The following is a 16,893-nucleotide window of genomic DNA, read 5'->3' on the forward strand; positions in this document are numbered from 1 at the left end:
TTAAAATGATTAAAATCGCTATTATAATTGGATCAACTAGACCGGGGAGAAAAGGTGAACAAGTGGCAGAATGGGTATATAATCTTGCACAGCAACGGAGTGATGCACTGTTCAAGTTAGTGGATGTAGCAGATTATCAGCTGCCATTACTAGATGAATCAAAGGCAGCTATATTTGGACAATATAGTAAATCACATACAAAAAGATGGTCAAAAGCAATTGAAGATTGTGATGGATTTATATTTGTGACTCCAGAATACAATCACGCAACATCTGGTGCATTAAAAAATGCGATTGATTACTTGTATAATGAGTGGAATCACAAGGCTGCAGGCTTCATCAGTTACGGTGGGAATGGTGGTGTCAGAGCTGTAGAAAACTTAAGATTAATTATGGGAGGACTCATGGTTGCAGATGTTAGAACCCAAGTGGCACTATCACTAATTAATGATTTTGAAAATTTTAACGAACTTAAACCAACCAGTTACCAAATAGATGCTTTACATGAATTAATCGATGAGGTGATCAAATGGAGTAATGCGTTAAAAACGCTTAGGGCTTAACTGATTATGATTAAAATTAAATCTTTCTAGTAAAAAATATATTCCATTGTCACGGGGAACAACTGTAACAGGTTTATTTGGAATTTTACACTGGGTTTAAATGGAGTTATTGGGCTCCACATCCATCAACTAAAAAGAGGATAACCCTGTTTAATTTAGGGTTATCTTCTGATAGCCAACTATCTTATTTAATATTTTTCATTTCTGATCTAACTTTAATTCTAATAATAAAAACTGCTTGGTTTCATCTGGGCCAGTTAATTTGAGGTATAAATAATCATCGTGGTAAATATTAATCGTGAATTTTAAAAAAGGGCAACATTTCTTTTCTAAGGGAATCCAAATAACTAAATCTGACAAAAGGTGTTCTTTTCCCTCCAACACGAAGGTATACCCATCCTCTAATTCTTCAATTTTCACTAGCTCTTTGAAAATTTTTCCTCTTAATTCTTCATATAACATTTTCTCCTCATTAGAAAAACATAATTTTTGACATGCAATTTTAGCCTGAGCCATTCTTTTTCCCTCCAAAACAAGTAGTTAAATTTTATGAAATAAGTTCCATGTTAAAATCAAAATATCACTTCAAGTTAACTTTAAGTCAATAGATAATATTGAAAACTGGGTACAAGTATGTTGATTACTTTTAATGTCAGCATCAATTAGATACTTATGTCTTTGATTATTTCTTGACCTATTAGGCTAGCATGCGTCATTATTGTTCGCACCCTGAAAAAGGTTTGATGACATAAAATTCGTGTTAGAATATGTTTAATCAATTAAAGTTAACTTTAAGTTAGGGGAGAGAATTTATGCTTTCAATTGGACAAGTTGCAGAAAAAGTAGGAGTAAATACTTCAGCTTTGCGTTATTACGAACAAATTGGGTTAATACCAAATGCAAATCGAGTAAATGGAAAAAGAGAGTATTCATCTGAAATTATCGGTAGGATACAGGTAATTAAGTTAGCGCAAAGCGCAGGGTTTCAAATTGACGAGATAAAGATTTTATTAGAAGGTTTTGATTCAAACATTAGTCCATCTGAACGATGGAAGGCAATGGCTACTAAGAAAAAGAGTGAATTGCAAGATAAAATCAATCAATTGAAGGTTATGCAATCAGTTCTAGATAATAGTCTGAAATGTAGTTGTTTGTCTTGGGAAGAATGTTTCAAAAATATCGAAATTCCAGCAAAAAAAGTATAAGAAGATCACTATGTTTACATCTATTGTATTATTCTATTTGCAGGATTAATTGAATTTGGGGAGGGTATTTAATATGGTTATGGTTGAGACAGGGTAAACCTTTTTACTTGGGACTAGGTGGAGGAGTGTTTATTATTCTTTCTGTATTGTGGGGATGGGGAATAAAAAAACTCCGGGGTAATATGATTGGATTGGTGCTGGTATTTGTCTTTTAGGAGTCTCTGGATGTTATTAGTACCTCGTCATTAAAGCATCGTACCATATTTTTGACGGGCCTACAATCATTGACTTTAGAAAAGAGTTGAGTTAAATATTTTCTTGAAAATTATAGCTCCAATACCTATTAATATATTACATGTAGATATCCCCTTCCCATGACCCCCTTTATCGTTTACCAAACGCCATGAGAATAAGTCGAATGTGTTAAGGATTAAAGTAGATATACCACCGAATGCGACGGTTCATTAATCTTTGGAGTGTAATTTATTCTGCTCGTAATAATCTTCCCAGAGGGGTCCGATGTACTCTTCTAATGCTTTTACGATTTCATGTCTTCTGCTTTCTTCGATATTTTCAATGTCATCTAAGATTTGATTCCTTATTCGGATGAGCACAAATAAAGGAGGCAGTGTAGCTTCGCGGAGAGCCTTTATTAGATGTTTTTCTTGTGGCGTAATATTCATACCTGGATCTTCCCTTTCTTTTCAAGTTAACCTTATTATAATTCTCTAGAGATGGAAGTACAAGATTCCCGTGCTCTTTGTGTGTGTTATGATTAAAACATTTTTTGAGCGCAATAAACAAGTGTAATATATTCAAGAACAATTTCCTTTATTACAACAAGAATGCTATTGAAATCGCTCATACTATCAAAACGAGAGATATTTATTAGAAGGATGTGTGTTAGAGAAATGTAAAATTGAACGGGAATATTGTGAGCGCAAAGGTGTTAGTTTGGGGATGGTAAAAGAGGAAGAGGTTGATAAGACCACGACGAGAAATATTAGCTATATCTGACTGTTGAATACTCAGTGATCTATTCTACACTAATTTTCGAAAAAAAAACCTTAAAGAAAAGTGGCCTTCTTCATTGGGTAAAATTATATATTTATTTCAGGAGGGATACTGACAAAACAAGTGATTATGGTATGCCGCTAGTGCAAAACTACAGGAAAAGAATCCATTTTGATCATTATTTTTCCTAAATGGATTCTTTTCACTTATCGTAAAGTATAGGTTTGTTAGGTATTTTTAATCAAACTTTATTTGAATGTTAGAATGAGCTGGTATTATTCCAAACCATCCTTTCATTCTTTCCTCAATTTCTACTTGCCTGTTTCTTTTGCTTTCTTTGTTTTTACTTAGCATCGGCCTTTGTTAACTTTACACACCAAAAAGGCATTAATCTTTCTATAACGTAGACAGAAAGTTTTATATTGATTGCAACGTAGGTCTGATGACAATCTCGTTTACGTTGGCATCATCAGGCTGATTGATTGCATATGCAATAGCCTGTGAGACAGCGGATGGGGAAAGACTTGGATAGTCTGAATACTCCTCTAACACACCAGTCGCCGTCAATCCCGGTGAGATGATGGTGGACCGAATCCCAGAATCCGTTGATTCTTCCTGACGCAGCCCTTCCGAGATTGCGCGGACAGCAGACTTGCTTGCGCTGTATACAGCAGTTGTCGGGATAATCCTATGTCCCATCACTGAAGATATGTTGATAATATGTCCTGATTTTTGATTCCTCATTGTGGGTAATACTGCAGCAATGCCGTTAAGAACTCCCTTGATATTTACATCAATAGTTTGCATCCATTCGTTCATTTTCAGTTCATGTAAATGAGAATTCAACTGAACACCCGCATTATTGATAAGAACATCAATATGTCCAAAATTTTCTAGTGTAAACTGTGCCAATCTTTGCATGTCTTCAGCATTAGTTACATCTGTCTGCATATAAACTGCGTTACCACCCTCTTGGAGAATGTTGTCTACTATGGTTCTCAATCGAGCCTCTCTTCTTGCTGCCAACACCAGACTTGCTCCATGATGAGCTAAGAACTTGGCAGTGGCTTCTCCAATTCCACTGGATGCCCCTGTAATAATAACGACCTTAGATTGTATGTTTTCCATATCTATCGCTCCTTATATAAATTTTTTGTACCTTTCAACAGTTATTTGAACAAATGTTGATTATCAGACTGTTGTTGAGTATTATTATAAAGAGAATAGGGATAAATTCAATCGCTAATATACGTGCTTTTGTACTATATACAACAAACGGATGAATATTGTTGATTAACGAAAGGAGACAATAACAAATGGAAACCAAAACAGATAGACGAATTCTTAGGACGAAAAAAGCTATTAATGAAGCATTTTTGGAATTGCTTACGGAAAAAGATTTTGATCGAATTACCATTAATGACATTTCCGAACGTGCTAATGTCAATCGCGGGACTTTTTATCTTCATTATATGGATAAGTATGATTTGTTAGATCATAGTATCGATGATCATTTGAACAGAATGATTCACTCTTGTACCTTTACCAAGTTTACAGAGGAAAAACTGGAGCAGACTGAGGCAATTGAGGCGCTCAAGTCCTTGTTTATTTATGTTGAGGAAAATTTCGCATTCTTCTCTTCCATGTTATCCAATAAAAAAACTTCCACATTTCGGGAACGGATGATGGCATTGCTTTCGTCTGGTATGCAGAAGAAAATGCATATGCAGGGCATCAATCAGAACGTAGATAAGGAATTTATTGTACAATTTATGACCACAGCATTTGTCGGAACTGTGGAGAACTGGATACTGAATCACATGCCGCAGCCTCCTCAATGGATGGCAGAGCAAATATGGACATTATTTGAACGGAATGGTTGTAAATAACTTAAACAATATTGTTTTGGTGAAGAAGATAAAGCATGAAGGAGGAAGGCAGTTCAACAATCGATTATGGAACAACAAAGTTAGAAAATAATCACACTTTTTTATAAAAATAAATTGAAATATGTTGGAAGAGAATCTATTTTAAACAAACATTTTTCAAAATGGGTTCTTTCTATACTACATACTAAACGGGAGGCGTAAAATGATCCATTATCCATTCTTAGAAAAAGGGATGACGATAGGAGTAACTGCACCATCATCGGGAGTACCAAGTGAATTGCATGAATTGCTTAATTCGGCGTTTAAAAGTATGGAAAAGAAGGGTTTCCATATTAAGTGTGGTGAAACTCCTTGGACTCAAGATAAGGCAAAGTCTGCATCAGCAAAAAAACGTGCAGAAGAGTTTAATGATATGATGATTAACGAAGATATTAACCTTATTATTCCTCCATGGGGTGGAGAACTACTTATTGAGACACTTGAATACATCGATTTTAGAAATATACAGAACAAATGGGTCTTGGGCTATTCTGATATTAGTTTACTATTGTTAGCTATTACATTAAATACAGGTATAGCTACTGCTCATGGAACAAATTTAGTAGATTTAAGAGGGGATTATTCTGATGATACGACTGCAATGTGGCAATCTGTTTTATCCACCAAAAAAGGCGAATCAATTCTCCAACATTCATCAGAAAAATATCAAAAGGAATGGCAATTTGATAAACCTACTCCTCATATTTTCTATCTAACAGAGAATACTTACTGGAAGTCAACTGCAAATCATAAAGTTAAGGTTCGGGGAAGATTACTTGGTGGATGTATTGATACGATAAGACATTTAATTGGCACACCATACGGGGATGTACAGTATTTTAAAAATAACTATATTGCAGGAGACTCTGTCATATGGTTTCTCGAAAATTGTGAGTTATCGACCACTGACTTACGTAGGACTCTAATACAAATGAAATTGGCTGGTTGGTTTAATAATTGTAATAGTATTATGTTTGGAAGGAGTTCAGCTAATACACCTGTCACAAATTATACAGTGGAAGATGTTTATAAAGAGCTTTCTGAAGAACTCCAAATTCCTATCCTATACGATATAGATTGTGGTCATGTACCACCACAGATTACTTTTATAAATGGAGCGTCCGCTGAAATAGAAGTCGATAATGGAAGAGGCACAGTATTACAAACGTTTAACTAAAAGAGTATACATCTGAAAAGAGGAATCCATGGTGGAAAAGCATGAGGGGATATACATGATAAATAAAGAACATAATGTGCATGTTTTTTGCTGACTACCAATCATTTTTGGTCGGGGCGTCTATGTAGCATTCTCTTTTACTTTAGTATATAAAGTAAAAGAGATATATGGACTTACTATAATTGCATTCCATCTTAAAATATTCTCTTTTACAATAGTAAAAAACTCAGTAAATATCAAGCTTCATAGGAAAGTTGTCTAAGGCAGTTAAATAGGACTTTGCACCTGTTTTTTTATAAAGATTAGAAAGAAAATAATATTGATTGTTTAACAATTAACGAAATTCGGGTATAATATAAATAGAAGGTCATACAATAATAAAAACCGTCTGGTGCTGGTACACCAAACGGTTAGTGCATAGCCCTTTAAGGGGGCGACTCGCAAAAGACAGAAAAATAACCATCCTAAATGCTTGTCAGGCTATGGATGGTTATTTTTTTTGATGAAATGACAGTATAGCTACAATTAGTGTTGCGAAAGAGATCATCAAGAAAATGGTTTCGAATACCGTCATACGCTCACCCCCTTTCTTTAAAGGGAATGAGCCACCACCCATAAAAGCCATATGCACTTATCTCTATTATAACATTCAATAAAGTTTAATAGATATTTTCGACAAGGTTTTTATACTATACGCTAAACACATTCATAACAATTGCATAACCTATTTTTTTATATAAAAAAATTCATAAAAACCGACTTCTTCTTTCACTAAAGCTCCTTTTACTTTTAGAGAGTCGACCTTCTAATTTACCCAACTTAACCGAAAAAATCGACCAATTTCTATTGGTCGATTATGGTACTGAATTATCTCTAAATGGAAGCAAAAGCTCCTATCCACTAAAAGAAACTATTACTTAGTGATTAAATAAGTTTTCCCATCACGTTGTTCTATTTTTCTTTCTTTCATTAATTTACCAAGAGCGCGTTTGAATGCTGCTTTACTTATGTGAAAGGTGGCCCGAATATCTTCAGGGTCACTTTTGTCGGAAAACGGAATAACGCCATTGCTTTCCTCTAATCGTGCCAATATCATATCAGCATCTTCATCCATACTGTGTTGTTTTAAAGGTCTGAGTGATACATTTAATGTGCCATCATGTTTCACTTCAATGACGCGACCTTCCACGCGTTCGCCTAAACGTGGTTCTTCTTTTCGTTCGGTGTGATGGATAAATCCACGATAGCCTTCGTCCGTTATACATGCAGATCCTTCTCTGTCTGTACGATAGATGCGACCACTGATGGCTGTGTTCAATAGATCATCGGGTGCTGATTCGAATACTCTTTCAAGAATTCCTTCTGTTGCAGGGAGCGCGAGAAGGCGTCCTTTCCGATCTTTACCTAATGAAACATATAGTTCATCACCGATCATTGGCCATACGTTTTCGAACAATGGCAAATCATCTTTTGATACAAGGATTTCTTTTGAAGTACCAATGTTAACAAATACACCTAAGTGTGGTAAGACTTCAACGACTTCAGCCCAGCCGTACGTATTAATTTGAATAGTTGGTAATTGTGTCGTTGCAACCGTTTGTCCTTTTTTATCTTGGTAAAGAAAAACATCAACAGATTGCTCAGCCTCAAGTTCTGAGTCCGTTTCATTATGGTGAAGGAGTATGTCGTTTTCTAAAACATAACCAGTTTCAATTTTTCGTAGTACCTCGAGTGTTTGGATCGTACCTATTTGCTTATCCATATTAAGACCTTCTTTCTTTTTTTATTTATATGTATTGGAAAAGGGGCACTCTTACTATAAGAGTACCCCTTTGATTGATAAAGCAACACATAAGATTTATGATTATTTTTATATCCCGATAAATTCGGGTGGGAAATTTCATTAATAGAATTTCACTTTACCGCGGTAAATATTCCACTGGGATTTTCTAACTTAAGCAACGTAAGCCCTACCTGCTCTTACGTCCTTGCGACCCCTTAGTCGCGCCAGTGTGAATAAGCATCTTCAAAAATATTAGTAGAATGCCAGCTACACTTATTTGTTACTTTAGTTTGTTAACCTTACTATAATCTCATAGATGAAGGAGAATGTCAACAACTAATTTCAAAAGTGGTATTCTATCAAAAAGTATAAATTGTCCATCCCGACGTTGACATCTAGGATAAATACGTTTCGTAGTTTATCGAGGAATGCTTCATGAATAGATGGTTTTGAAGGTGCATGGTCTAACTGCCCTTGAGCGAAATGGATTACTTTTGTAGCAGAAAGGGGTCATGTATAAGACTTGAAAACCAAGCGTTTCGAACACATCTTTCTTTTCTTGGTAAGATGCTTTTTGAATGTAGGCTTTTAGTGTTGGATAGTCGTTCTCGTCAAAACCTGCTTTATGAGCGAACTCCAAGAAATGCATCGTCAACAATGGTAGATGGATTCCCATGAGTCCCGCTTTTTTTTGTTTTATTTGTTCAATTAAGCCGTTGTATGCGAATGACATATAAATCACTCCTTTTATAGTTATCGTTTCAATTGCATTCTTGCATTTTCCCTTATATCTGTTGACGGATATTTGTTATCGAGTGTCAAGATTTCATCTGGTAGGTTACGATACCAACCGTTTTGAGAAAACTTAAAAAGATAATGGCGACTAACCTTGTATTGGTCACGGACGATCTTGTTTGGGTATTGATTTACCTTATAATCATTGATGTCAAACACCTTTCTTAGTTGAGCAAGATGTCGATGAAAACAGCGGTTTGTTGCTTCAATGCTTGGTTTCGGGATATTTTTTTCATAAGCAAACCCGAGCTGACAGCCTATCAAATAATCCAAGACTTCTTTTCCTCTTGAATGAGTGGTTTGAATGCTGTTAGAGAGCATGGAGCAAATTATTTATGGTGTGACACCGACTATGAGATAGGTTATTCTATGTATAATCAAGCGACCACCTATGCTACAGGTTGGTAAGAAATAAATAAAATGTTGAATCTATTCTACGTGAATAATATAATATGGTATATAGAATGATTGGAGTTTTCACATGAGGAAATTAAAAACTTTATTTATAATTTCTGCTTTATTAGCTATAGTTTTTACTGTAATAGTAAGTATAGTTATTGTTACTGATACGGATGAGAAACAAAAAGCACAAGGGAATCAAGAAGATTCACTACAGAATCAGTTATCATCTGAAAAGGAAGGCCAGAAAGTTAAAGAAAAAAATAAAACAAATGATAAGATAGAAGTTGATCTTGAAAAAATTGGCTTAGATAAAGAAGTAAACCCTTTCCCTAATGACTCCTTTCCACATGCTGGTTTATCAGACGAAAGATTTGAAGAATATTTAACACTCATGGAAAATGATGATAAGGAAATAACAAAAGAACGTTTAGAGTGGCTAATAGAAGGATTAGATTTTGTGGGTGAAGAATCCCGTCCTGGATTTAAAGAACGAATCAATAGCTTAGAGGATAAAGTCCAATAATAAGGACTTTATTTTTTTATGTTAAGGCGGATTTCTTGCGACTTATGTATGGTGAGAGATCGCCAATTAGTGAGATGATTATTTTGGACCCCTCCTCCAATCGAATCCTAGATATTGCTAGATAAAATTTTACGCACCCAATTTCTAATCTATTTTTCTATAACTTTCAGACTGGGAAAAGAGTAAATATGTATAGATACAGTTTGTCCAGTAGTGAGGAGTTGCGAAATGAAGGTGTGGTGGAAGAATAGATAAGTGGTATTTCTCGATTTACTAAAGACTATACTTTTCCTCCTTTTTCCACAGTTGCAAGTGTGATTCGAGGAGTACTATTAAATTGAATGAGGTATTTTTCACCAAATGGGGGATTTATTAATTAGTTGTATTCATAATTATGTAAACATAATATGTAATACTATTTATTTTGAATAGTTAAATAATAATAAATGGAAATGGTGATCATTTATATGGGTGATATTTCCATTTTTAAACACTGAAAATAGGTTGTTATAATGCTATTTTTTTACTGCAACATTCTTTGATGTGGATACGAAAGTAACAATTAGAGAAGTAAACCAGTCTGAGTTTTATAGTATGATAGATAGAGGAGGATACTGATGAGTGACAAAAACAAAGTGCAAAAAAAGAAGGGCACTAGTATTAAAAAGAGTTATGTGAGGCAGTAGCACGCCCGGTAGTGAAACCCCCTAATAAAGGTAAAAAAAAGTAAATAGTAGCAAAGTGTAAATTTTTATTTTATCACTGATAAGAATAATAGATAGTACAACGAAACCCTTGGCGATGAATCCGGGGTGTTATAAAGCCTAATCAAGGGAACCCCAACTATTTTTTACAAGGCATTCTCTTATCGTTGGGGGAATGCCTTTTATGTTGTTTGCTTTCTTCTATATACCGCCTCGATATAAACAGCCCTCAGACGTAATAAACAGACCACCGATGGATAATCGGGTTCCATTCGTTTTGTCTGAGACGCCTCGAGCAAGATTACAAAATATTCCATTCGGTATCTTTTATTGCTTTTTTCTTTCCGTTTTCCAAAATTATGGTATTTTTAATTGAACAACCTTAACTTAATAGAGCAGCAGCATCGATATTAATTCTTTTATGTATGAAAAAGGATAGCGTCCTCCCCTCCATACACCTTTTAAACTTACCAGACAAACTTGGAAGGCGGAACATTATAATATTTTTTAAAAGCTTTAGAAAAACTGTATGGATCTGGGTAGCCAAGCATACTTGCAATTTCCTTTATCGAATATTGTTTGCTGTACAATAATTCTCGAGCCCTGTTCATTTTCAATTGATAAATGTAGCGCCCAGGTGTTATACCAAGAGCATTCTTAAAATAAGAGATAAAATATTTCTCCGACATACCTGATACGATAGCGAGCTCGCCTACTGATAGTGATTGGTGGAGGTGTTCATGGGCAAAATTAAATACGGGCTGAAGTTTATCTAAATACTTGGTCAGCTTCTGCTTGGTGGTATCTTGTATAAATTCCCCTCGATACTGGTTACAACCATAAAGTTCCATAATCTTTGCGATTAGAATCGTTAAACACCCTTTTAAACGAATCTGTGACATAGGGACATTTTGTTTATATTGGTCATATGTATCTAAAAAAAGATGATATTCCGCTTTAACAATCGCACTATCCAGAATGCCTGACAGTTGAAAATTGTCGAGGATTCGGAGGTGATTACCAAGGCTAAGGTCAAAGTGTGTAAAAATAAATTTGCAACTGGTACGGAGAGTAGTGGCCGTATAGGCTATCTTTGGACTGAAAAGAATTAAATCCCCTTCTGAAGCAACATATACCTCTTCTTGTATACGAATTTCTATTTGTCCTTTTTGAATGCACCATAAGTCATAATCCTTATATTGTCTTCTCTCCATCCAACTATTCGGATGTTCCACTTCACTACAAGAATTTATTCGAAGCGTGACGAGTTCTGAAAGTTCGTTAAAAATATCTAAACTATCCATCGGCTAGTTCATTCCCATACTTTTAGACATATTTATGTGTGTTCATTATATCATAGCAATTTCCAACAGATATATAATATGACTATTTGACATGAAGTGCTAACTTTCTTGCATTTTATTTATAGCTTCTTGTTTCTATAATTGTAGATAACTTAATTTATGGAGGAAAATGATGAATACGAGATTATTTCAAAATCACATTGTACGTAAAGAAATCCCACTTGAACCTATCTGGGATTTTCATACCCTGAATGCCGAGGAGGAAAAACAGGAAAAATTCCAAATGATTGTACCAGGTTGTTGGGAAAGTAATCCAAAGCTTTCCTCTTATAAAGGAAAAGCGCTGTATTCTAAAAAAGTATTTTTTGGCGGTAATGTCCGTTTGGTATTTAAAGGAGTGAGCCATACGGCACATGTTTATTTAGACAAGAAGGAAGTTTCCTACCATTATAATGCGTATACCGAATTTAGCGTTATATTAGAAGATATTCCTTATGGTGAGCATTTACTGGAGGTTAAGGTGGACAATACTTTTCACGAGGAGTCTGCTCTACATGTAAGAAATGATTATTATTCTTACGGTGGGATTACCCGTCCGGTAGTGATGGAAGCGATAGATGACATGTTTATTAGACATATTCATTTTATTCCATATAAAGAAAATGGAAAATGGTACGCGACCATTAGTGCTTTTGTAAATAATCTATCCAGTGAGGAAAAGATGGTAACCCTGAAAATTAAGATAAACGATGAGGAGGTTTCTTTTAATGATAAAGCACTCCCTCCTCATACGGAAATACGAATGGAGAATTCGTATGAGTTTCGTTCGGCAATTCCTTATACCTTGGAAAATCCTAAATTGTATAGGATGGAAGCTAAGCTATTGTACAATGAGAAAGAAGTAGATGATCTAATAGACAGAGTAGGCTTTCGAGAAATAAAAGTCAGCGGAAAGGATATTCTGATTAATGGGGAAAAAGTTATCATCAAAGGAGTAAATCGTCATGAAGACTATGCGGAATTTGGATGTGCAATACCTATTGAAGCAATGTACCATGATATCGAATTGATCAAGTCATTAGGGGCAAATTGCGTTCGTACTAGTCATTATCCTAATGATGAGCGTTTCTTAGATTTATGTGATGAAAATGGGATACTAGTATGGGAAGAGTCTCATGCAAGAGGACTGAATGAAGAGCAAATGAGACACAAAAACTTTGAAAAGCAAAGTTTGGATTGTATTAGGGAAATGATTGAAAACCATATCAATCATCCATGTATCTATGTATGGGGAATTCTTAATGAATGTGTGAGCAATACAGAGTTTGGAAGGTCCTGCTATGCCAAGCAATTTAACTATATTAAGCGCTTGGATTCTAGTCGTCCCGTATCCTTTGCCAGTCTTGAAGGAAATGTAGGCTCAGATTTGTGCCTGGATTTAGTAGATATTGTATCTTTTAATATCTATCCGGGCTGGTATCATCATACACCAGTAAAGGATTCTTTGAAAAATATTAAAGATTTTGTTAATCGTACAGGTGGAGCAGATAAACCATTACTGATTAGTGAAATAGGAGCAGGCGCAATCTATGGTCATAGGAGCAATAATCAGGATAAGTGGACGGAAGAATACCAGCAGTATGCTTTATCGGAACAAGTATCTTCCATTTTAGCCGATGAGGAATTAAGTGGTGTGATTATCTGGCAGTATGCAGATTGCAGGGTAGATCCGGGCTGGTTTCATGGAAGGCCTAAAACTCAGAATAATAAGGGATTAGTAGATATTTATCGAAGACAAAAACTTGCTTATAATACTGTAAAAGAAATCTTCCATTCTACTCTATATTAATTGATGTATAGAAAAAAAGCCCGTTATTATCAGGACTTTTTCACAAATCAATATTAGATCGTTTGTGGAAATAGTAGACGAGGAGCTTGCTTCGTTCAGAAAATGACTTAAATAAAATGCGCAAATCTATCTTTATTAATCTTCTAGTTTCACATTCTAAAAAAGGGAGTATGTTCTATTTTTTCATTAATTATTGGTACTTATAACATTTAGTAAAAGCTCGACTCCAACTGGATAGATAATAATGTAATATAAAAATGAATGGTCTTTGACAAAACATCTATCCATTATTGTAGACTAAAGAAAATTATAGTTACCTGAGGAAAGGAAGATGAGAATTGGTGAGTAAGCAAGAAGTGCAAAGACAGCTTTTGTTTATAGTGACTGTTCGTTTTCAAACTTTCCATGGTCTGGTCTAAGAGAGAAAGTATTTAAACTGATTTTTGGATGAACAAAACCCTTATCATATTGAAGATAGAAGAGTGGGAGAGAAAAGCATCGTTTTTTCTTCTGCTCTTTTTTTAATTGCATTAACGCCTCTTTTTACAAACCAGAAGAAAAATGTAATTCACTTAACAAAGCAACAAAAGTTGCAAGTCAACATCGACGGTTTCAAGAAAACATACTCACTACGTTTCATTATTTGCAAAAGTGTTTTGTGGTTAGGTTTGACAATGGATGGGGGATGAACAAATCTTATGAAACTAGAAATCAAGGATCAAAATAACTTTATGTATAGTGTGATACGCTACGGAAAATATAATGGAGCAAAGGAACTAGCGTGGAAAATTAGAAAGCTAATTTTCCTATCTATAGGAAAATTTACTGATATAGCGACTGTTATAGTTGTGTCTTAAAATAAAGGCATAGAAAGGTTGTGGTTTGTTTGCATAAAAAACATAGTCAATTAATTAATTTTCTAATGAACCAGGATCAAGAATATGTATCCACGGCCACACTTGCTGAGATATTAAATGTTACAGATCGCACCATTCGAAATTATATAAAGGAGATCAATGATAGCGGTACGGACATTATTATTACCTCATCTTCTCAAGGATATGCTATTAAAAATGACAATACCCGAATTGATCAAGAATGGTTTGTATCTGATGAAAAAGAACTGGAAGAAGCATTTTTGGAGTTTCAAATTATTCAGTTCCTGATGAATGAAAGCGAATATATTACCTACGATGAAATTGCGGACAGATTTTTTTATTCACCACAGACAATTCGTAGCCGCCTTCAAAAACTTACAATGAATATTCAGGCATTAGGTATTGATGTTGCGATAGATACGAAAGTGTTTAAAGGCATTAAATTGATTGGGACTGAATTGCAAAAAAGAGTGCTATTAGAAAGTTTCTTTTCTTCTATAACAGTAAAGAAGGAGGTGTACAAGGATTATGTAATAAATGGTTTCCGAACATGGATAGATGTGAATATAATTGAGAGCATTTTCAAATTGGTCGATGAAATAAATATTAAATATCAGCTGAACCTAGAATTTTTGATGTACAAGAAAATGACCACTCAATTAATCATCATCATTCATCAAATAAACCTTGGTCATACGGTTTCTATTGAGGATACAGAATTGGATAATCTGACATCCTTTAGAGAGTATGAAGTTGCAGAAGCATTTCGGTCACGAATAAACAAATATGTAAATATGACGGATGACGAAATCATTTATTTTGTGAACTATTTAATATCGTTACAATTGGATCTAGATAATACACAGATAGGGAATAAGAATCATCAAATTATATCGAAAATAGAGGACATTTTACTTCAAGTAGAGCAAGTTTATCAAGTACCGACTTATTCACAGAAGCGTTTCAGGAATAACATTTCCAATCATATATATCGAATTATTTATCCTGCGTCACATAACTTGCTAATCTACAACCCGTTTGTAAAAGAGACAAAGTCAGAGTACTTCTATTCTTTTAGTATTGCATCTCATATCGCTTTAAAAATTGAAAAAGAGCTTCATGTGGAGATTCAAGACAGTGAAATTGCTTATTTAGCTTATCATATCCAGGTAATTCTCGATTCCCGAGATAAAAAGAAGATAAAAACAATTATTCTCTACAGTAGAAGCTATGAGCGTACGAAGATTCTCTCTTCCAGGGTAGCAACTTACTTTGATGAACTTGAAATTAGCAAAATAGAAAAGTTTTCTAAGGACTATGTTTTTGATAATTCCTATCTATATATTGGAATTAATTTAGCGTTTGAACCACAACAAATCAATGCAAAATTTATTATGATCCAAAGCGGCTTTCCAAGCAGTGATATAAAGAAAATCAGATTCTTTCTGGAAGCACAAAACTCAATTATTGAGCAGTCCTCTATTCACTGGATTAATGAAAGTAGCCCTGATGATGCTATTCATCATCTTCTATCTTTGGGCAATCAAGAGCATTTTTATGAGCCAATCATGAAAAGGGAAAGGATGTCTTATACCTCTATAGGTAATTTAGTGGCAATCCCGCACCCATATTTTGAGGTGAAAGAATATAAAGAGAGCGTGATTATTGGAATTAATAAGAAAGCGATCCAATGGGGAAAGGAACTTGTTCAGTTAATCATTATTTACATTCCAGCCTTAGATATTGAAAGAAATGAATTTGTTTTCACTGAGTTTTTTGAAAAAACCAAAAACATCGAAAACGTAAAAGGGCTTGTCCATACAACAACAAAAAAAGAATTTATTAGTAGATGGAATCAATTTTAAAAGAAAAAGGAGAGATTTGAATGTTAATGAATATGAAGGAACTATTAAAGGTAGCGTATAAGCATAATTTTGCGGTAGGTTCTTTTAATGTTGCGAACAGTGAGTTTGTAAGAGTTGTAATCGAAGCTGCGGAAGAGAAAAATGCACCAGCCATTATCCAAATTCATCCGAACGAGATTGAGTTAGTTGGTGATGAATTTATAGCATATGTTAGAGAAAAATGCAGAAACACAAAAGTACCTATGGCTATTCACCTAGATCACGGTTCATCTGTAAAGGATGTTATGAGAGCTATCAGGAATGGTTACACTTCCGTAATGATTGATGCCTCACACGCTTCTTTTGAGGATAATATATCCATTACAAAAGAAGTTGTCAAAATTGCGCATGATGTGAACGTATCAGTAGAGGCTGAATTAGGAACGATCGGATCTAATGAAGGAAGCTCTGAGGGTGGTGCGGATGAAATATTATATACCGATCCAGAGGATGCAAAGAGATTTGTTGAAGAAACAGGCATAGATACATTGGCTGTAGCCATTGGGACATCACATGGTCAATACAAACATGCTGGAAAACCGGAACTAAGGTTGGATTTGCTTGAGGAAATTAATCATAGGGTAGGAATTCCTCTTGTTCTTCATGGAGGAAGTGATAATAAAGATGAGGAGATTTCCCAAACCTATCTTCACGGTATAGCAAAGATTAATTTATCAACGGATATGAAAAGTGCTTTCTTCGGGGAGATGCGTCGTTTCCTTACGGAGCAACAGGAGGCATATGAGCCTGATGTCATTATGCCAAGTGCCCGAAAAGCTGCCCAAAAAGTGGTAAAGCAAAAAATGGATCTATTTAACTCAACAAATAAAGCACATCTTTATTTTAGTTAATTGATTACTAGGA

18 protein-coding genes are annotated in these 16,893 nt (G+C 34.8%); 9 read left to right on the top strand and 9 right to left on the bottom strand.

The window, feature by feature from the left end:
* Positions 1–5: 5 nt before the first annotated feature.
* Complete coding sequence (locus ACZ5R4_RS14650; RefSeq protein ID WP_109982951.1) at positions 6–563, top strand: NADPH-dependent FMN reductase; 558 nt, start codon at positions 6–8, stop codon at positions 561–563.
* A gap of 198 nt (positions 564–761) precedes the next feature.
* Here the strand turns inward: ACZ5R4_RS14650 and ACZ5R4_RS14655 are convergent, their stop codons facing one another.
* Positions 762–1,079, bottom strand: coding sequence for a hypothetical protein (locus ACZ5R4_RS14655; protein ID WP_054860492.1), 318 nt, complete (start codon positions 1,077–1,079; stop codon positions 762–764).
* A 296-nt stretch (positions 1,080–1,375) separates the two neighbouring features.
* On the opposite strand from ACZ5R4_RS14655, the gene ACZ5R4_RS14660 reads away from it, so the two are divergent.
* The gene (locus ACZ5R4_RS14660) at positions 1,376–1,768 is read left to right on the top strand and encodes a MerR family transcriptional regulator (protein ID WP_054860491.1); all 393 of its coding nucleotides are present in this window, start codon (positions 1,376–1,378) and stop codon (positions 1,766–1,768) included.
* Between the two features lie 464 nt (positions 1,769–2,232).
* On the opposite strand, the gene ACZ5R4_RS14665 is transcribed toward ACZ5R4_RS14660, so the two are convergent.
* Both ACZ5R4_RS14665 and ACZ5R4_RS14670 read right to left on the bottom strand, forming a co-directional pair.
* A complete protein-coding gene (locus ACZ5R4_RS14665; protein WP_109982950.1) occupies positions 2,233–2,451 on the bottom strand; it encodes a hypothetical protein in 219 nt (72 codons plus the stop codon).
* 748 nt (positions 2,452–3,199) lie between these two features.
* Positions 3,200–3,910: an SDR family oxidoreductase gene (locus ACZ5R4_RS14670; RefSeq protein ID WP_109982949.1), complete on the bottom strand. Its 711-nt coding sequence runs from the start codon at positions 3,908–3,910 to the stop codon at positions 3,200–3,202.
* 188 nt (positions 3,911–4,098) lie between these two features.
* Here ACZ5R4_RS14670 and ACZ5R4_RS14675 point away from each other — a divergent pair, with 188 nt between their 5' ends.
* Positions 4,099–4,671: a TetR/AcrR family transcriptional regulator gene (locus ACZ5R4_RS14675; RefSeq protein WP_054860489.1), complete on the top strand. Its 573-nt coding sequence runs from the start codon at positions 4,099–4,101 to the stop codon at positions 4,669–4,671.
* Between the two features lie 202 nt (positions 4,672–4,873).
* A complete protein-coding gene (locus ACZ5R4_RS14680) occupies positions 4,874–5,887 on the top strand; it encodes a S66 family peptidase (RefSeq protein ID WP_109982948.1) in 1,014 nt (337 codons plus the stop codon).
* Between the two features lie 490 nt (positions 5,888–6,377).
* On the opposite strand, the gene ACZ5R4_RS14685 is transcribed toward ACZ5R4_RS14680, so the two are convergent.
* From ACZ5R4_RS14685 to ACZ5R4_RS14700, 4 genes are all read right to left on the bottom strand, one after another.
* The gene (locus ACZ5R4_RS14685; RefSeq protein ID WP_219987209.1) at positions 6,378–6,512 is read right to left on the bottom strand and encodes a putative holin-like toxin; all 135 of its coding nucleotides are present in this window, start codon (positions 6,510–6,512) and stop codon (positions 6,378–6,380) included.
* A 288-nt stretch (positions 6,513–6,800) separates the two neighbouring features.
* On the bottom strand, positions 6,801–7,649 hold the full coding sequence (locus ACZ5R4_RS14690; protein WP_054860487.1) for a S1-like domain-containing RNA-binding protein: 849 nt from the start codon (positions 7,647–7,649) through the stop codon (positions 6,801–6,803).
* A gap of 454 nt (positions 7,650–8,103) precedes the next feature.
* Positions 8,104–8,403 (bottom strand): hypothetical protein, encoded by a 300-nt coding sequence (locus ACZ5R4_RS14695; protein ID WP_054789143.1) that lies wholly within the window; start codon positions 8,401–8,403, stop codon positions 8,104–8,106.
* 20 nt (positions 8,404–8,423) lie between these two features.
* Complete coding sequence (locus tag ACZ5R4_RS14700; RefSeq protein WP_054860485.1) at positions 8,424–8,738, bottom strand: hypothetical protein; 315 nt, start codon at positions 8,736–8,738, stop codon at positions 8,424–8,426.
* A 208-nt stretch (positions 8,739–8,946) separates the two neighbouring features.
* On the opposite strand from ACZ5R4_RS14700, the gene ACZ5R4_RS14705 reads away from it, so the two are divergent.
* Positions 8,947–9,390, top strand: coding sequence for a hypothetical protein (locus tag ACZ5R4_RS14705; RefSeq protein ID WP_054860484.1), 444 nt, complete (start codon positions 8,947–8,949; stop codon positions 9,388–9,390).
* An 886-nt stretch (positions 9,391–10,276) separates the two neighbouring features.
* On the opposite strand, the gene ACZ5R4_RS14710 is transcribed toward ACZ5R4_RS14705, so the two are convergent.
* Together ACZ5R4_RS14710 and ACZ5R4_RS14715 are read right to left on the bottom strand one after the other, a co-directional pair.
* Positions 10,277–10,411, bottom strand: a complete 135-nt coding sequence (locus ACZ5R4_RS14710) for a hypothetical protein (RefSeq protein ID WP_464367537.1) — start codon at positions 10,409–10,411, stop codon at positions 10,277–10,279.
* Positions 10,412–10,561: 150 nt separating this feature from the next.
* Entirely contained in the window at positions 10,562–11,398 is an 837-nt protein-coding gene (locus ACZ5R4_RS14715) for a helix-turn-helix domain-containing protein (RefSeq protein WP_277680247.1), read from the bottom strand.
* A gap of 172 nt (positions 11,399–11,570) precedes the next feature.
* Between ACZ5R4_RS14715 and ACZ5R4_RS14720 the strand changes: the two genes are divergently transcribed.
* The 4 genes from ACZ5R4_RS14720 to ACZ5R4_RS14735 all read left to right on the top strand — a co-directional run bounded on the left by ACZ5R4_RS14720 (position 11,571) and on the right by ACZ5R4_RS14735 (position 16,880).
* Positions 11,571–13,247, top strand: coding sequence for a glycoside hydrolase family 2 protein (locus tag ACZ5R4_RS14720; protein WP_464367538.1), 1,677 nt, complete (start codon positions 11,571–11,573; stop codon positions 13,245–13,247).
* A 443-nt stretch (positions 13,248–13,690) separates the two neighbouring features.
* Entirely contained in the window at positions 13,691–13,936 is a 246-nt protein-coding gene (locus ACZ5R4_RS14725) for a hypothetical protein (RefSeq protein WP_464367539.1), read from the top strand.
* Between the two features lie 197 nt (positions 13,937–14,133).
* On the top strand, positions 14,134–15,990 hold the full coding sequence (locus tag ACZ5R4_RS14730) for a BglG family transcription antiterminator (RefSeq protein ID WP_464367540.1): 1,857 nt from the start codon (positions 14,134–14,136) through the stop codon (positions 15,988–15,990).
* 20 nt (positions 15,991–16,010) lie between these two features.
* Positions 16,011–16,880, top strand: a complete 870-nt coding sequence (locus ACZ5R4_RS14735) for a ketose-bisphosphate aldolase (protein WP_054860482.1) — start codon at positions 16,011–16,013, stop codon at positions 16,878–16,880.
* Positions 16,881–16,893 lie beyond the last annotated feature (13 nt).

The organism is Gracilibacillus sp. JCM 18860 (genome assembly GCF_055395245.1).